Source organism: Tichowtungia aerotolerans (assembly GCF_009905215.1).
Lineage (GTDB): Bacteria > Verrucomicrobiota > Kiritimatiellia > Kiritimatiellales > Tichowtungiaceae > Tichowtungia > Tichowtungia aerotolerans.
In genome coordinates this window covers 1901714-1919566 of sequence record NZ_CP047593.1, presented here as the reverse complement: position 1 = coordinate 1919566, position 17853 = coordinate 1901714, and the positions used below count along the sequence as shown (strand labels likewise).

Sequence of the window (17853 nt, the reverse complement as noted above, 5' to 3'; positions counted from 1 at the left end):
CCTTGGGTTTTCGCCCAAGGCCTTTTCTATGGCTTACGACCCTTTTACATCACAACGATTCTGCTCATGAATCGACCGGCACGAAGTGGCAGCTCACTGTCTGCCCGAGGGCATCGGCCACGATACGGATCGCGCCGCGCCCGGCGACATCGGCCGCATCGATCACCCGCACGGTATCCGCCCATTTTCCAGCGGAGGGGACAAGATCCAGTAAGCGGTTGGGTGCCTCTTCAAAGAACGCGGTGTTGAGATAGTTTTGCCCCTTGTCGGGGAACAGCGCGAGATAAAGCATGTCCAGCTCGACGAGTTCATTGAGAAAATGGGTTCCGAGCGAAACGTCCGGCACGAGGGTATCGTGCATAGCGACGATCTCGCAAAGAATCGTGACGGTGTTGATATCGCAGAAAGAAACAGGAATGCCGAGCGAAGGGCTGCTGGTTCCCCAGCGGCCGGGCCCGATGATCATGACGTTTTCGGGCACGTTCTCTTTTTCGGCGCGATTGATGTCGCCAATCAGCCGGGCAATTTCATAGCGGGTATTAACCGGAAGCTGCGCATAGCGCTCGGGAACAATATAGATAAAGCGCCCGATCTGCCCCAACCGGCTCTGCCCGACGACCGCGCCGCGCGCTTCGACAATCCGGTCTTCGACAGGCACATTGATCTCGGGCAGATTAATGGCTTCCGAACCCTTCGCCTGCAGCGGGCGGCACTGCAGCAGATTGATTCGATATTCTCCGTTTTCCATAAAGTTGGCCGTAAACTCGATATCGACCGGGTAATCATAGGCAGTCTCTATGGTATCGAGTATCTCCCGCAAATCATTCACGAAAGACGTTTTAGATAACAGCTGCTCAAAGGTGAGAATTCGCCTCGGCGGCGCATCGCGCGGCAAACTGCGATCGATGCTGGTATAGACATCCAGCGGCAAGCCGCTGGCCTCTCCGGTGACATCTTCAAAATAACCGGAGACGAGCTGATTGGCCTCGAGGTCGAGGTAGTCGACGCGCCGCTGGGTGTACTGAGCCACTTCGTCGAAGTTGGCTTCCGGCCGCTTGTCGGGCGCGTTGAGCGCGACAATCCGGGTGTGATCGTCGTCGGCCTGATCGACGGCGCGGGTACCCAGCCCGAACACCAGCCTGATGACGCCGGCCTGCGGGTCGATGCTTTCGTGCCAGGCGTACGGATTGAACGAGAACCCAACGCCGGCGATTTCGGGATAAAACCTGCGCCCATGCATCGTGCCCGAGACGCGCATCACCAGCAGGGCCATTTGCTCATCGCGCTCGAGCATACCGCGCCGCGCGCGGTAGCGCAGCGCCTGCTCACTCATCGAGCTGGCATAAATCCGCTTAACAGCGGCGAGGAAGTCCTGCATGCGCCGCTCGCGCGGCCCCTGATTGACACAGAAAACACTTTCGTATTTTCCGGCAAAGGAGTTGCCGAAGTTGTCTTCGAGAAGCGAACTGGAACGCACGATGAAAGGAGACTGGCCAAAGTAGTCGAGCATTTCCTCAAACTGCTTCATGATGTGGGCGGAAAACGTGCCGGTGATGATGCGCCGTCGCGCCTCATCGGCACCCTCGAGAAATTTATCCGGATCGCGCTGATTCTGCCGCACCCACCAGATGCCGTTGCTTACCAAAAAAGAAAAGAACGCATCCGAACCGATAAAGAAAGAATCCTGCGCCTCCATGAGCTCAACGAAACGCGTATCACTCCCTTTCACAATAGCGCACGCGAGCAGCATCCCAACGGTTTTTCCGCCGATCAGACCGGTGCCGATCATCCGTTTGCGGATATCTAGAATATCCTGCAGAGTGAGGTAACGGGCGATCAGCTTCTGCATGCCCGCGTCGCGCGAGACCACCATGCGCACGAGTTTTTCGTAGAGATTCTTACCCCGCTCGGGCAGGTCGGGGCGGTAGTCGCCCGATGCCATCAGCTCCTGCGCCTGCAGAAAGGAGGATTCCCAGAAGCCGAGGCTGCTGTCGGAGTTCAGGCCAGACCATTTGGCAGAAGTCATGATCTCCGAGGTGACCGCGCTGGAGGTGACGAGGCTGAAGGATTCGCCGCGCCGCACGTGCAGCATGTTCATGGTGGGCGAATAGCGGTGCAGCACCTTGATGGGCCGCACATAGAGATCGCCCCTGTGGCGGTAGACATCGACAAACAGCTGGGTCGTGTTCTGGATCGGGACGACGGCGCGCGAGGTGTGGTAGTTGCGGTAGAGCGCGAAGTAAGCGACCGTTTCCATGTCGAAGAGATGGGGGCAGGTCAGCATGAAAAAGTTGCCCAGCATTTCGTCGGAGTACCAGTCGACCGCCAGGCGCGACAGGCAGTCGAACACGTAAAACGTTCCCGGCCCGGCCTCTTCGATCACTGCGCAAATCTGCTCGATGAAATGCTCGAAGCCCTGCTCGGGGTCCAGTTCGTGCACTTCAGCGCCTTCGTTCTCCGTAACCAGAGCCTGATGGCGGGCGTAACGAAAATAGATCAGCCGACTGCCGTTTGTAAGCGCCGCCCGGCAGAAGGGAGTGACGAGCTCATGATATTCGTCGGCAGAGTCGATCTGCCAGACGATGTTGTCGCCGATCAGAATGCCTTTCAGAACCTTGTCGAGCTCCGGAAGTCCGGTGGTCAGAGTTGCATCGGTCGAATTCATACCGCGTTCCTTTCCGGTTTCCGCCCCGTTGACGCGGGTCGCCGCCGGGCCTCCAAACCTTGGAAGCGGTATAACTTATTTTTCCAGTCTTGGGAAACGTTCGTTAGCGTTTTTCCGCCGACCGCAGTTAAAATGCGGCGAGACGCTGTTCGAACTCGGTGTAATGGAAGAGGCGGTTGAAGTCGATCAGGCTCGAAAGTGCACTCGATTGAATGCGCGCACCGGTCTCTTCAAAAATCGACATCGGGTTGAGCCCGCCGATGATGATTGCTCCCGCGCGCTGCGGGCCGACCGGTACGCCGAAGAGGCTTTGGCCGGGGTTGCCGAAGCAGAGCAGGCTGCCGAGCCCGATGGTTTCGAGCTGTTCGGAAATGCTGTGAACCGCCTCGATGCTGTCGGCCGGAAACTCGCGGAAGCTGGCCCCGATGAGGCCGTTACCGTCGGTGACGGCGCCGACGTAGTCGGCCATGCCGCTGCGAATAAAGACGACGAGCGGGTCGATGCTGGTTCCGTCATAATGGATGATATCGACGAAGCGGGTCGGTTTGCCGTTGTGCAGTTCGAGCAGTCCCCCGAAGCGCGAGAAGGTGGGGATGCCGCGGCGGAGCAGCACGCCGTTGAGTGTGATCGAACAAACCGTCCCGATCCCGATGTGCCCCTCGGGAATGGTGATGCCGGCCCCGGGATCGCCCGGCTTGAACAGCGTCAACAGGGTGCCCATCGAATATCCTTTACTAAATACCTTCTTAATCAGCTCAAGCCGTTTTGCCGTAATTACCGGAAGCGGAACGACCGACACATTGACAACGACGGAGCCGCGGCGGAGGGCGGGATCGAAGTCCATGCGGTAGGCCATGGCGTCAATTTTGCCGGAGAGCAGGCCGATCCGTTCGAGGACGCGCGAGGCGGCGGCCTCATTTTTACCCTTGTCGGTGATGACGCGCCCGCGGCGCCCGCGGTTTTCGGTGAAACCCTCCTGATCGAGCTCCTGCAGATAAAGCCGCACCGTGCGCTCGCTAATATCCACCCCTTGTGCGTTCAACAGCTCGGTGATGCGGGTACTGCTGAGCGAATCGGTGCTGCGATGCAAAATGTCCAGGATTGCCAATCGTTTCTTTGCGCGTTTGTCCATAAGGGGGCCCTCTCCAAATAACGGCAAAATTGCCGATAATCGCTTCAGCTGCAAGCTTTTTGACAAATCGTTTTGCCCCGAGGTGCTTTTTAGGCTATAGCTTTTCCCCGCATGACGGCAGAAGAGTGTCAGAACAGCGGCAATGAATTGCCGCAATTCCGGATAACTGTTAACGAGAAGGAGTGATTATGAATTATGTAGAACGCGTCTGGGAAATGGTCTCTCAGCGAAACGCCGGGGAGACTGAGTTCCTGCAGGCTGTCCGCGAGGTGCTGGACTCGCTGGGACCGGTACTGGAAAAGAATCCGCAGTACGAAGCGGCTGGAATCCTGGAGCGCATCGTGGAGCCGGAGCGCCAGATTATCTTCCGGGTTCCGTGGATGGACGACGCAGGCCACTGCCAGGTCAACCGCGGCCTGCGCTTTGAGTTCAACAGCGCCCTTGGCCCGTACAAAGGCGGACTGCGCTTCCACCCGACGGTCAACCAGAGCATCCTGAAGTTCCTCGGCTTCGAACAGATCTTTAAGAATTCACTCACCACGCTTCCGATGGGCGGCGGCAAGGGCGGTTCCGATTTCGACCCGAAAGGCAAGTCGGATGCCGAAGTGATGCGCTTCTGCCAGTCCTTCATGACCGAACTGCAGCGCCACATCGGCCAGGACACCGATGTCCCTGCCGGTGATATTGGAGTCGGCGCCCGTGAAATCGGCTTTATGTTCGGCCAGTACAAACGCATCCGCAACGAGTTCACCGGGATTCTTACCGGCAAGGGCCAGGGCTGGGGCGGTTCGCTGATCCGTCCGGAAGCGACCGGCTACGGCGCGGTTTACTTTGCGGAAGAAATGCTCAAAACCCGCAACGACACGTTCGAAGGCAAAGTCTGCACCGTTTCCGGTTCCGGTAACGTCGCGCAGTACGCGGTTGAAAAGATCACGCAGCTCGGCGGCAAAGTGGTGACGCTTTCCGACTCCAGCGGAACGATCTACGACAAAGACGGCATCGACGCCGAAAAACTTGCCTGGGTGATGGAACTCAAGAACATTCGCCGCGGACGCATCAGCGAATACGCTGCGAAATTCGGCGCCGAATACCTCGAAGGCCAGCGCCCGTGGGGCATCAAATGCGACTGCGCATTCCCGTGCGCCACACAGAACGAAATCAATGGCGACGAAGCGAAAGTCCTGCTGGACAACGGCTGCTTCCTGGTCAGCGAAGGCGCCAACATGCCGAGCACCCCGGAAGCGGCTGAGCTCTTCGTTAAGAGCAAGATCCTCTACGGCCCCGGCAAAGCAGCCAACGCCGGCGGCGTGGCCACTTCCGGACTGGAAATGAGCCAGAACTCCATGCGCCTGAAATGGAGCCGCGAAGAAGTCGACAGCAAACTGAACGGCATCATGGTCAGCATTCACGAAGCGGCCCGCGCCGCTGCCGAAGAATACGGCCAGCCCGGAAACTATGTCATGGGTGCGAACATCGCCGGATTCACAAAAGTGGCCGACGCGATGCTCGACCAGGGCATTGTTTAAAAAAACAAATAACGGCGGGTTGCTTAGCAGCCCGCCGGATGGTTGACTCAGCTTCTCCGCCTTGGCGGAGAGGTTTTTTGTTAACCCGGAGTGTAGACCAATGAATCGAATACTTGAAAAGAAACAGCTATCGGAAACCGTCTTTCAGATGCAGATTGATGCTCCGCTGATTGCCCGCGAACGCCGGGCCGGTCAGTTTATCATCCTTCAGCTATGCGAGGATTACGGCGAACGGATCCCGCTGACCATTGCCGATGCGGACGCAGACGCCGGCACCATCACCATTATTTTCCAGGCGGTCGGCGACACAACCAAAAAGCTGGCGCAGCTGAATGCCGGCGACGACATCGCCGCACTGGTCGGGCCGCTCGGCACACCGACTCATATTGAAAACTTCGGACGCGTTGTTTGCGTCGGCGGCGGAATCGGAGTCGCTCCGCTGCACCCCATCGTCCAGGCCCTGAAAGCGGCCGGCAACCACGTCACCATTATCATGGGTGCGCGGAACAAAGAACTGATGATTCTCGAAGAGGAAATGCGCGCCATGGCCGACGAACTGATCGTCTGCACCGACGACGGCTCCTACGGCCGCAAGTGCCTCGTCACCGAACCGCTCAAGGAACTGTGCGAACAGGATCCTCGCCCGAATCTGGTGGTGGCGGTCGGCCCGCCGATCATGATGAAATTCTGTGTCGAAACCACGCGCCCCTACGAAGTGCCCACACAGGTTTCGCTCAACACCATCATGGTAGACGGCACCGGCATGTGCGGCGGCTGCCGCGTGACGGTCGGCGGCGAAACCAAATTTGTCTGCGTCGACGGCCCGGAGTTCGACGGCCATCTGGTTGATTTCGACAACATGATCAACCGGCTGGGCTCCTATAAAAAGCAGGAAGAGGCCCACAAGTGCCGCTGCATGCCTGACAACCCATAATCCGGAGCAACATCATGACTTATATTCCCGCCGAAAAACTGGCCGCTGATGCCGAAAACGTACTGAACGATCTCAACGCCCGCACGGAACCGCTGACCCCGAAAGACCGAATGGCCATTCCGATGCAGGAAATGCCTTCGCAGGATCCGATGGTGCGGCGCTCCAATATGGAAGAAGTCGCCATCGGCTATACGCCCGCTCAGGCACGCATCGAAGCCGAGCGCTGCCTGCAGTGCAAAACCGCACCCTGCGTAAAAGGCTGCCCGGTCAGCATCAATATTCCCGGTTTTATCAAAGCGATCGCCGAAGGCGACAACAAGAAAGCCGTCGATGTCATCAAAGAAAGCAGCCTGCTGCCCGCAGTCTGCGGCCGCGTCTGCCCGCAGGAGGCGCAGTGCCAGGCGCCCTGCACGGTCGGCAAAGCACTCAAATCGGTCGACCAGGCGGTCAGCATCGGACGTCTCGAACGCTTTGTCGCAGACTGGGAACGGGAGCAGGGACTGGTTGAAAAGCCGACCGTAAAACCGGCAACCGGCAAAAAAGTCGGCATCATCGGCACCGGCCCCGCCGGACTGACCGTCGCCGCCGACGTCCGCCGCGAAGGCCACGACGTAGTTCTTTTCGAAGCGTTTCACAAACCGGGCGGCGTAATGGTATACGGCATTCCGGAATTCCGCCTGCCCAAAGCCATCGTGCAGAAAGAGATCGATACCCTGCTGGCCATGGGCTGCGAGCTGCGTACCAACTTTGTGATCGGCCGCACGCGTAAGATTACCGACCTGCTCGAGCAGGACGGGTTCGACGCGCTCTTCATCGGAACCGGCGCCGGCCTGCCGCGCTTCATGAACATCGAGGGCGAAAACCTTGTCGGCGTCTACTCCGCCAACGAATACCTGACCCGCTCGAACCTGATGCGCGCCTACGACAAAGAACGGGCACAAACCCCCATCTTTGAATCGGAAAAAGTCGCCGTGCTCGGCGGCGGCAACGTCGCCATGGATGCCGCACGCACCGCTGTACGCCTCGGCGCCAAAGAGGTCCACCTGATCTATCGCCGCACCGAAGCAGAAATGCCGGCGCGTGTGGAAGAGATTGCCCACGCCAAGGAAGAAGGCGTTATCTTCCACTTCCTCGAAAATCCCAAACGGATTCTGAGCGATGAAAAGGGCTGGGTGAGCGGCGTCGAATGCCTGCGTTACGAACTGGGCGAACCCGACGATTCGGGCCGTCGCCGTCCGATCGCCATTGAGGGCAGCGAGTTCGAAATCGATCTCGACACAGTGATTGTCGCCATCGGAAACGACTCCAACCCGCTCATTCGCCAAACCACGCCCGGCCTCGATACCAACAAGTGGGGCAACATTGTCGCGGATGAAAACGGAAAAACCTCGCTCAGCCGCGTCTTTGCCGGCGGCGACATCGTCCTCGGCGCAGCAACGGTCATCCTCGCAATGGGTGAAGGCCGCAAAGCCGCAAAGGCGATGAATGAAATGCTGGCCAAGGACTAAGAAAAAACTCCCTAATCCAGCTGTACGCCCTGTGTGACCACACGCAGGGCGTATTTTTTATACGTCCCGGACTCCGGGAAGTCGCCCAGGCCGATGGCACAGTCGCCGAGGCCGGATCCGGATATCTTGGCCGGAACCTTCTGCTCGCCGAACCGCTGAATAATGTCCGCCAGCGCGGCGTTACAGAGCCCCATCTCAGCCATCAGCTTCTGATTGAGAACCAGCATGTCGCCCAGTCGCGAAAAATCTTCCATCACCTCGCCGACGCTGGCATCCATGCGGTCAAAAATCCTCTCAAAGTAATCCGCATTGTGAGCTCGTTTTTCTTCGAGATAACGGATCACGTCGACCGTCTTCATTTTGGAGCCGGAATAAACCGCAGTCAGCGGAAACTCCTCGCAGACCGGATGAATTTCCTGCGGGTCTGCGCGGTAGGCAACCACGCCTCCAAAAACGCTGGCCGCGACGTCCGATCCTGATCCTCGCCCCTGCACCCGATGAACCGTCGCCAGCGCCCGCTTAAACAGATCGATTTTGTTTTGAATGTTTCCGATCAGCGCAGCGTGCGTCGCCACTGTGACTGCAGCGGATGATCCGAATCCGATGTCGCTTGAAAACTCGGATTCGATTTTCAACTCAATCCCCCGCTCCAGCGGATACTGCTTTACCGCATCGAGCACAAAACGGAAATCGGGATGGTCTGCCAAATCGGCGAGCGGCGATTCGTACTGCCCCAGCGCGGAATCAATTTTCAAAACGGGCTTGGCGAGCGGCGAGAGCGAAACGGTCATGCGCCGATCAATCGCGCACACCAGCGCGCGCCGACCGTGCAGCACAGCATGTTCGCCAAGCAACATTAACGATCCAGGTGCTGATGTTTTGATTAACAATTGGTTCATACATATCCGTTTCTGTAGCAGTCGCCCTGCGGGCGATTCGTTCGCCACAGGCGAACGGCTACACAGATTGAATCAGACAATCCGTGTGCCCAGCGGATCGCCGCGAACAGGCGAAACGGTATAGCCGTATTTCTCGGCCAGCGCGCTCGGCATAAAGTCGGCCAGCACAAGCACAACGCCGCCGCGTTCGCCTTTGGTTGATCCTGCCCCACAGATTTTTGCCGCGCCGCCGGCGGCTTCTACATCGGCCACAAACTGCTGCACTTTCTGCGGCACCACGCCGATGCGGCAAAGCAGGCGATGATTTTCACGCAGAAGCGAACGCATCAGCGCATCGTTGTTTTCGCGCACTGCGCTTTCGACCTCGCGGGTAACGGATTCAAAATCGCTCCAGATTTTATCGTTTTCGAAACGCTGCTTCACATTTACAACGCATTCGCCGGTAGTCGTTTCCGGACTGCCGGTTTCAACCAGATACATCTTCATGCGAGGGAGCGGAACAGAACGGGCTTTACCCTGCTCAAACGCAGCGCACCCGCCGTAGAGAGAAATGTAGGAATCGACGCCGCTGGGATGCCCGTGCTGAAGCTTTTCGGATTCGAGGCTGAACTCGTAGGCCCACTCCGGTTTAAAATCGACACGCAGATAATGTCCGACCGCACGCAGCTCGCTGAGCACGGCGGCGGCAGACGAGCCCAGACCGCTGCCGACCGGCAGGTTGGATTTGAGCTGAATCACAATGCCGCTGTCGAGAGAACGGTGCAACCCGTCCAGCAACGTAATGAATCCAAACTTAAACAGGTCGACCGGCTTGTAGAGCACATCCCGAATTCCAAGCTTTCCATCAAGAAACAAACGGTAGTTGGTCTGTGCCCGCCGTTTGAAATCCTGCAGGGCCAGCATCGTGAACGAATCGTGTTCCTGAATATCCGGCAGATCGAACGATACCTGATCATCATCGGCATCCTCAATGGTGGCAACCACACTGCGGTCGATCGCCATCGCCACGGCGGGCCGATCATACACAACCGAATGTTCGCCGCTGAGAATCAGTTTGCCTGGAGCAATTGCTTTCATTTCGTGCGTATTTAAACATACATATCTTAAAAAAAACAATCCTTTGGACCACGCTAAAACCGCAGGCGGGAGTTGGAACCGACCATCGATTTATGGCATGTATCGGACATGCACAGTCCGTTTTTAATTCTAGCACCGATGCGGGGAGTCACCACGATGCACTACCGCAAGGCTTTCGTACGCCATTTCCAGGGCCTGGACGCCGAAATGGCGCCGTTCATCACCACTGTACCCGCAGAAAAGATCAACCCGAAGCTTTTGAAGGATGTTCTGCCGGAGAATAATTCCGGTCTGCCGCTGATTCCGCAGCTGCTCGGCAAAGACGCCGCCGAGTTTGTAAACATGGCCAAAGCCCTGCACGACCTCGGTTACGAAGAAATCAACTGGAACCTCGGCTGCCCGCATAAACCCGTCCGCAACAAAGGCCGCGGCTCCGGCCTGCTGCCGCACCCCGAAAAAATCGACGCCCTGCTCGAAACCATCTGCGCCGAAAGCCCGTGCAACATTTCCGTCAAAGTGCGACTCGGAATTTCGGACAAATCAGATCTGCTCAACCTGATTCCAGTGCTCAACCGCCATCCGCTCAGCGAAGTGATCATCCACCCGCGCACAGCGGAGCAAATGTATGACGGAAGCGTCGACCTCGACGCCTTCGCCGAAGCCTATGAACTCATCCAGCATCCCGTCTGCTACAACGGCGATATTTTCACCCTCGCCTTTTTCCAAGCATTGGAACCCTATTGCATAGGGGTGCATAGGTTTATGCTCGGCCGCGGACTGCTGGCGAATCCGTTTCTGTGCGAGCAGATCAAAAACGGGAATCCGGACATCGGAAACCCGATTGGCCGGCTGAAGGCGTTTCACGACGAGGTGTTTGAAAACTATCGCACCGTGATCGACGGCGATCTTCCAATGCTTGGAAAAATGAAAGAATTCTGGCGCTATCCGGGCCAGAATCTTTCCAATGCCCGGAAATTCCTGAAGAAGGTCAAAAAATGCCACCGCCTCACGACCTATCATGAAATCCTGGACGAATATCTGGCGGATGCGGAGTGGACGGCATGAATGCAATCAACCTCGCCGTTCTTCTCGCATACCTGACCGTGATGGTCTGGATCGGACTGCGCTTCGCAGGGCGGCAGAAAACTGCCAATGACTTCTTTCTGGCGGGCCGCAATATGCCGTGGCTCGCGGTCGCGATGAGCATGTATGCCTCGCTGACCAGCGCGGTAACCTACATGGGCCTGCCCGGCCTCGCCTATCGCAGCAACGTCACACTGCTGGCCGTGGCCATCGTCAGCCCGCTGCTCGCGCCGATCCTGATTTTTCTGTTCTACCCGGTCTACCGAAAGCTGAATATCACGACGTCGTATGAATACATCGGCATCCGCTTCGGTCCGGTCGCGCGCAAAACCGCCGCCGCGCTCTTCCTGCTGGCGCGACTCGGATGGATGGCCACCGTCATCTACGCGCCGGCGATGGCGCTCTCGATCGCCACCGGCCTGCCGCTGCTCGCCAGCATTCTGCTGATGGGCCTGCTGGCCACGCTCTACACCGTTGCGGGCGGACTGGCCGCCGTGCTCTGGACCGACGTCGTACAGTTCGTGATGCTCATCGGCGGCGCGATCTTTGTCGCCGGCGTACTGTGCGTGAAACATCCCGACGGCATGAGCGGCATCCTTTCGTTCGCGCATTCGCACGACCACCTGCAGCTCGACGGCTCGCTCAGCCTGTGGCGCATGACGCTCACCGGCGTGGCGATTTCCTTCTTCTTCCAAATGATGCAGGACTACGGAACCGACCAGGTAACCGTACAGCGGCTGCTTTCCACCAAAACCAAGGGCGGCATGGCGCGAGCCATCGCCTTCAATGCCGGCGTCGACTTCTGCATCATCAGTCTGCTGCTCTTTATTGGTCTCGGACTGTTTGCCTACTACGAGCTCAATCCGGGGCTGCTCCCGGAAACCATCAGCGGTGATAAAATTTTTCCGCACTTCATCATCAGCGCCCTTCCCTCCGGAATTTCCGGACTGCTGATCGCCGCCATTTTTGCGGCGGCCATGTCGAGCATGGACTCCGGCATCAACTCGATGGCGACCGTGGTGGTGCACGACTTTATCGGCGAAGGTAAGCGGCCCGTCCATCGTGCGCGAATCGTCACCGCGGTGCTCGGCGGGTTGGCGACCGGGCTTTCGGTCATGCTGTTTTTCGTGGCAAAGGCCGAAGGCATCATTAAAACCTTCGCGACGTTTATGGGGCTGTTCAGCGCACCGGTGCTCGCTCTGTTCCTGTTCGGACTGCTGACCAAGCGAGGCTCGTTTAAAGCGTGGCTGCCCGCCGCTGTGATCGGCATCATATTCACCTTCTGGCTCCAGCGCACCGAGGTTTCATGGATCTGGTATTTCCCGTTTGGCTTCGCCGCCACCTTCGTGCAGTCCGTGTTGTTTTCGTCTATTTCAGCGGGGTTTTCTCCTGATCCCAGACCGTCAGGTTTGTAAAGTCAGAGACACTGGATTTGAAAAAGAGGCTCGCCAGAAAGGCCACAAAAAGGTTGCTGCATTGCCGACCAAAGCAATGTAATTTGATGACTTAGAAAAACAGGGTCCTGCTGCTGTTAATCTCTGTTCATATTACAGCAGAGCACGTTGGGCGCGATCACCGCCCGCGCCTACAGATTCCAATGTTTGGAAATTTTTACCTTAACCTTTCCAGACCTTGGCAAAACAATTAATCTCTGTTGCATGAAAAAACTGCCGCCAGCGCTGGACGAATTGATCATCTGGGCGCGAGGGCGTTTTTCGCTGACTGGCGAAGAGAAGTTCTGGCTTCTGCTGTTTCTGATCATCGTCTGGACCGGACTGCTCGGGCGCTATGCATATCTCAAGAGCCAGAAACCGGAGCTGCTGACCCGGCAGCAGGTCGAAGAAATGCTCGCTCCGGAACAATTAAAAAAGCAACGCCGGTGAAATAATCATTATTTTGCAGCAGTCGCCCTGTGGGCGACTCGTTCGCCACAGGCGAACGGCTACAGTTTTTTCCAAAACACGATGGGGCATCATTGCCACACAGCCTTCCTTCAGGAAGGCTGTTCTGCACTCATTACCTACTGCCTGCTGAAGTTCAGGTTGCCGAGACCATCGATGTCGGTGCCGGCGGGGGCATCCACGTAGAACTCAAACGGAATGGTGACTTTCTGGTTGGGCTTCAGAACGTAATGCCATTCGATAAAGTTGTCTTCGTTGATTTTAATCCGCTCGCTGTCTTTCGCAATTCTGGGCTCAACCAGCTTCACTTCGATATTTTCCGAACCGGACATCGGAATCTGATCCCATACGACAACGTCTTCGGCGACAGAATGCGTATTGTGCAGTTCAATTTCGTAGACAAACTGGTAGCGCGTTGTGCGTCCGGTGAGGCCTTCGGTGCTGCGATAGCGTTTGACCAGTTTGTGCTCCACTTTCACGCCTTCATCCGCGCCGAGGAAGGTCCAGAATTCTTCCTGCGGAGCAATCAGTTCTATACTGGATTCCGTAATGAAGCTGTCATTCAGGAACACGTTCGCCCGGCCGGGCAGCAGTGGATAATTCAGATGATTTACCGCTTTGGCTTTGAGATATGCCACCGGCGAAAGCTTCGGCACGGTGGAATAGCGCAGGGCTACACCAAAGGCATCCTGAGAAACAGAAACACGATGCGATACGTTGTCGGCGGCAATAGAGCTGTCACCACGGATCACAAAAACAACAGCTCCGGCTCCGGATTCCACCTCCGCCTTCCGGACCTCCATCGTGGGGGGCGGCTCAAACTCAGCTTTCTCAGCCAATGCCATCACATTATCCATCGATCCTTCAAACATTTGTTTCATAGGAGCGCGTGATTTACTGAGACGAGCAGATGAACCGTACGTGCGCGGCCGCTGTTCATCGATCCGCCACGGTTTGAGTTCCGGGTGCTGCCCGCCGAGGCCGGGGTTGGCTGTCGAAAGACTGAGCTGCACGTTGTTCCAGTCTTCGCCGGTGGACTGACGAATATTGCCGTAATAGGAAACGGCCATTTTCTGGGCTTTCGTATCGACCCGCACATCATAGCCGGGGGCCCAGGTCGGACCGGAAACCATATAGGTCAGTTCAACGGTCACGTCGCCGGGCTGATCGGCCAGCAGCTCGAGCTCTGCCAGGATTTTTTTGCGGTTGGCGTTGTAGCCTGCTTCGCGGATATCGGCCTCGACTTTATCGAGTTCTTTGCGGAGCGCTGTTTTGTCGGCTTCAGTTTTCCGAAGTTCGGAATCGTACTGCGCGCTGCGGTCGGCGTAGAGCGTAAGCATCTGATCCCACTTGGCCGGGTCGAGTTCGAGCTCGCCTTCGCGCGCGGCGGTGAAGGTGACTTTCTGGCTGATCTGATCGAGAAAATCTTTCTGCTTTTTGAGCCGGGCCAGCGTGTCCTCCAGCCCGGTCATGCGGATCTGCAACTCATCGCGCCGGGCATAGAGCGCCCTGCGGGCTTCATCCGGAATGGATTCAAAACTTTCAGCCTTGAACTGGACATCGGCCAGCACAGCCTTGCCGCGCCCTACCGCCTGAAGACTGTGGGGAGCGGTGCGATCCGGCAGATTCTCAAAACGAACCCGGTTGGATCCGGCCTGGAGCGAAACGGTCGCTATGCGGGTTACCGCGGCACGGTCCCGGAACACCGTCACCTCTTTAATGGTTGAGTCCGCAACGATATCGGCTCGGATGCCAACTGCTGCCGCAAAAATCCCCAGAACAATAAACCACATTTTCATACCGACCTCCTGTTGCGGTTCAGCCTACAGGGGCTTTTCTTTTTTTCCAAACAATTGAAAAAAAGAAAAACCGAAATCTACCGCCGCAGGATTTCGCCGGCTCAAAAAGTCACTCGCCTTTGACAAGTTTTACGTGGATATCCATGCCGTTGAGACAGTCGAAGCGAAGAACGGTTTTTCCTTTTTTCTGAGAAACCATTTTCACTTTCTCCGGAGATCCCGTCAGATGCCATTTGCCGTTGAGCGTGAGTTCGACAGGCCGCGGCTGAGCGGGAAGATACTGGTTGTCGTCTTCGCTGAACCAGTTGAAGGTGGGCATCGGAGCATCTTTTGGAAGCAGTCCGATATCGGGATTGGCGAGCGAAAGTTCGATGCCGTCGGAAGTTTCCCGGGTCATGATCAGGCAGGGCTCATCAACCGTTCCAATGTTTGGAAGCATTTTTTCCAGGGGTTGGAAAATCGCGTAGGCATCGATGCCCTGCTGCGGGAAGCGGACGTGATGCATCCGGTCGTCGGCACAAAGCACTTCGTACGGCGCGAGCTCTGCGCCGCGCACACCGATGGCGGCTTCGTAGGAGGCGTTTTTCGGCGCGAGGCCGTGGTCGATCCATGCGACGGCAACGTTGCCGGAGGTTTTGGTTTTGCCGTTGTCGAGATAGGAATCCTGTCTTCCGACCCGACTCTTCAGTTTGCCGGATTTAACAAGATACGTATTGCCTGCCGGATCGGTCAACACCCCGTCGGGAACAGCGTAAGCAGAGCCGTCGGGAAGCACGGACTGAAACAGCGTGGTTTCCACGGCGTGCTTTCCGTCGCCGCCGGAAATACCGGAGCCGAGCAGAAGGATGGTGTCATCCACAAAGAAGATGCTCTTTTTGGCTTTCAGGTCGATTTCTGTTCCGTCACCGAATTTTTCCTGGTTGAGGATCATGCTGAACAAACCGTTCTGCCCGTCGACAGAGACCCCGCCCAGAAAAGTCTCGGGGCTGAACTGTCGATGCTCGAGAGTACCGCGCGGCTCAATGGGAAAATGGACTGCGGTGGTGCCGGGCATACGGTACCAGTCCCAGCCTCTGCGGAGGTCGTAACCGCTGGCGATATCGCTGACGGGGTCGCCTTCGGTAAACAGCGTAAAAGAACCGTGGCTGAAATACTGTCCGTATATGTTTTCGAGTCTTTTTCCGTTTTCATAGTCCCAAATGTATTTGCTGTAGCCTTTGACTGCAGCCATCCAGTCGGCGCGCCGGTGAATGGCGAGTCCACCGTAAGGTTTGAACCAGAAGCCGTTGGGGTCGGGCTCGGCAGAAGGAGCCAGTGCATCGAGCTGGCGAAGCATGTCGAGACAGTACATGCCCCGGAAAATCTTTCCGCGCCCGCCGTTAAAGAGGAACTCGAGGGTGACCTGGTCGAGATCCCACAGGCGCCCGAAGACCGCTTTCATTTCATCGTCATCGAGCCCGAGCGAAGAAGCATAGATGAGAATGCCGGGAAAGACCTGCGTGTTGATATTGTGGGTATTTTCGGGCATACGGCCGCGAATGCCAAACGGCATGGAATATTTCTGGCAATAGGTCCGGTAGGTCTTGATGAGCTTTTTAACGTTTTCAACAGACTCTGGGCGCACTTCATAGGGGGTACCGGAAAGAAGGTACACGCCGAAGGCTGCCTGCGGAATAAAGCCGCCGGTGTAGGCATTGCCATAGATGCCGCGATGATGAAAACCGGTAAAGTCGGGCTTGATGGTGTCGGCCCAGCCGGGAACGACACTGAGCGAGTCCGAATAGATACGTTTTGTTTCAAGCAGCATATCGGCAATGCGTTGCGGGTCGGTTTCAAGCAGCGCAGAAACAAGCGTCGTATCGCCGTAGTTCTGCATGGCATCGGACTGCGCAAGATATTTGAAAGCAGGCGGCGCGACATAGGGATCGTAGTAGCGGACATGACCGGAGGTTTTGCCCAGCATTTCGAGGTGGCGAACCAACGCATGAGCCTTCCTGAAGGCAGGCGTATCCTTGAAGTACGGCTCCATCAGCAGCACGGACTGGCAGTAAGCACCCATGCGCAGCTCCATTTTAACGATGTTGCCCGCACCGTTTTCCGGCTGCGGCGCACCGTCCATATGCATGCGATGTACATTGTAGTGAAAGGTCATTCCATCGCGCACGCCGCGTCCGTAAAGATAATCCAGACATTTCAGGTAGGCGGCGAGTACGTCCGGGTTTTTGTAATACGGGCTGTCCGGAATGTTGACGGTATACCCGTAGGCCAGCGCGAGCACAAACTGCTGAAGGATCTGGGAGTAGACGCCAAACTCCTCTTTATATCCCGGATCGTTTTCAAAAATATGAAAGGTTTCCCCTGCGTCTTTGGAGTAATCAAAGGCCATGGCTTTGGCAATCGGCCCCTCAATCCGGTCAAAGAAACCCGCCGCGACCTCGGCTCCGAATTTTCCGATAAAAGTTTGGTCTGTTCCGATCAGGAACTGTGTATACCGCTGCTTGATACGCTGCTGCTCGGCAACGATCTGCGAAGACGAAAGATTAACCGGCGCATAGACCCGCGGCTCATAGATCGACAGCTTGACCGGCGCTTCGATGATCACTTTCTGGTCAGACGGAACCGCGATCTCGATATTGTCGAACCAGACCTCCTGGGAAGACGACGAAAAAGTCTCGATCCGGAAACTTCTGATGGCTGTGAGACTCTCAACCGTACGGTCCTGTAATGTATTACCTGCGGCCAGCTGGCCGTTCACCCACAGATCCATCAGGCCGGATCCAAGAAAAGATGTACTGCCATCCGGCCCGATATATTCCATGCCTTCCGATGTTTCATTAAAATAGGCATCGATATGAAACCATTGTCCGAACACGTAGATTCCAGAGCCGGCGGGACGCAGTTTCTCCCCGTCGACACGGATTCCGCCCACGGTTACCGCCCCCTCCTTGGCCGAGGCTTCACCGATACCGAATTTGATGGCAAGCGACCCGTCAAGGCCGTTGTCCGGCTCCATGATATCGGCGCTGAAGCGCACCAGTTTCGAATCCAGTCCGGGGATGTTTTTGGCAACAACCCTCAACGCGGCGTTTCCGTTGTCCCGAACCTGCAGAATTTTTCTTCCGGCTTCTTCGCGAATTTCCGCATAGGTTTCCCGTCCGGGCTTTGCCTCCACACGGGTCCATCCGCCTTTATCCGGAAGCGCAGAACCGGTTTCATATGAATCAAAACTGTCCTGAAAAACCACCTGCGAGAATTTGACTGGCGCAGCGAATGCCGATGCTGCTATCAACCCGACCCATAAAATCACTTTACCTGTCATAAGATTCTCC

At 56.7% G+C, this 17853-nt stretch carries 12 protein-coding genes; 6 read left to right on the top strand and 6 right to left on the bottom strand.

What is annotated here, in order from left to right:
• Window positions 1-64 precede the first annotated feature (64 nt).
• Both GT409_RS07820 and GT409_RS07815 read right to left on the bottom strand, forming a co-directional pair.
• A complete protein-coding gene (locus GT409_RS07820; protein WP_160628544.1) occupies window positions 65-2665 on the bottom strand; it encodes a PEP/pyruvate-binding domain-containing protein in 2601 nt (866 codons plus the stop codon).
• A 127-nt stretch (window positions 2666-2792) separates the two neighbouring features.
• Window positions 2793-3797: a DUF128 domain-containing protein gene (locus GT409_RS07815; protein ID WP_160628543.1), complete on the bottom strand. Its 1005-nt coding sequence runs from the start codon at window positions 3795-3797 to the stop codon at window positions 2793-2795.
• Window positions 3798-3985: 188 nt separating this feature from the next.
• On the opposite strand from GT409_RS07815, the gene gdhA reads away from it, so the two are divergent.
• The 3 genes from gdhA (at window position 3986) to gltA (ending at window position 7765) form a co-directional block, all read left to right on the top strand.
• Window positions 3986-5323 (top strand): NADP-specific glutamate dehydrogenase, encoded by a 1338-nt coding sequence (gene gdhA / locus GT409_RS07810; protein WP_160628542.1) that lies wholly within the window; start codon window positions 3986-3988, stop codon window positions 5321-5323.
• Between the two features lie 100 nt (window positions 5324-5423).
• A complete protein-coding gene (locus GT409_RS07805) occupies window positions 5424-6257 on the top strand; it encodes a sulfide/dihydroorotate dehydrogenase-like FAD/NAD-binding protein (protein ID WP_160628541.1) in 834 nt (277 codons plus the stop codon).
• A 14-nt stretch (window positions 6258-6271) separates the two neighbouring features.
• Window positions 6272-7765, top strand: coding sequence for an NADPH-dependent glutamate synthase (gene gltA / locus GT409_RS07800; protein WP_160628540.1), 1494 nt, complete (start codon window positions 6272-6274; stop codon window positions 7763-7765).
• An 11-nt stretch (window positions 7766-7776) separates the two neighbouring features.
• Here gltA and GT409_RS07795 read toward each other — a convergent pair whose 3' ends face one another.
• Together GT409_RS07795 and mvk are read right to left on the bottom strand one after the other, a co-directional pair.
• Entirely contained in the window at window positions 7777-8664 is an 888-nt protein-coding gene (locus tag GT409_RS07795) for a mevalonate kinase family protein (RefSeq protein WP_160628539.1), read from the bottom strand.
• A gap of 72 nt (window positions 8665-8736) precedes the next feature.
• Window positions 8737-9741, bottom strand: coding sequence for a mevalonate kinase (mvk, locus tag GT409_RS07790; RefSeq protein WP_160628538.1), 1005 nt, complete (start codon window positions 9739-9741; stop codon window positions 8737-8739).
• Window positions 9742-9813: 72 nt separating this feature from the next.
• On the opposite strand from mvk, the gene GT409_RS07785 reads away from it, so the two are divergent.
• The 3 genes from GT409_RS07785 (at window position 9814) to GT409_RS07775 (ending at window position 12707) form a co-directional block, all read left to right on the top strand.
• Window positions 9814-10806 carry a tRNA dihydrouridine synthase gene (locus GT409_RS07785; RefSeq protein ID WP_160628537.1) on the top strand — a complete coding sequence of 331 codons (993 nt, stop codon included), beginning with the start codon at window positions 9814-9816 and terminating at the stop codon, window positions 10804-10806.
• A complete protein-coding gene (locus GT409_RS07780) occupies window positions 10803-12239 on the top strand; it encodes a sodium:solute symporter family transporter (protein ID WP_160628536.1) in 1437 nt (478 codons plus the stop codon). Before GT409_RS07785 ends, GT409_RS07780 begins: the two co-directional genes overlap by 4 nt.
• 243 nt (window positions 12240-12482) lie before the next feature.
• On the top strand, window positions 12483-12707 hold the full coding sequence (locus GT409_RS07775) for a hypothetical protein (RefSeq protein WP_160628535.1): 225 nt from the start codon (window positions 12483-12485) through the stop codon (window positions 12705-12707).
• A gap of 137 nt (window positions 12708-12844) precedes the next feature.
• Here the strand turns inward: GT409_RS07775 and GT409_RS07770 are convergent, their stop codons facing one another.
• Both GT409_RS07770 and GT409_RS07765 read right to left on the bottom strand, forming a co-directional pair.
• Window positions 12845-14524, bottom strand: coding sequence for a mucoidy inhibitor MuiA family protein (locus GT409_RS07770; RefSeq protein ID WP_160628534.1), 1680 nt, complete (start codon window positions 14522-14524; stop codon window positions 12845-12847).
• A 109-nt stretch (window positions 14525-14633) separates the two neighbouring features.
• Window positions 14634-17843: a polysaccharide lyase family 8 super-sandwich domain-containing protein gene (locus GT409_RS07765; protein WP_160628533.1), complete on the bottom strand. Its 3210-nt coding sequence runs from the start codon at window positions 17841-17843 to the stop codon at window positions 14634-14636.
• Window positions 17844-17853 lie beyond the last annotated feature (10 nt).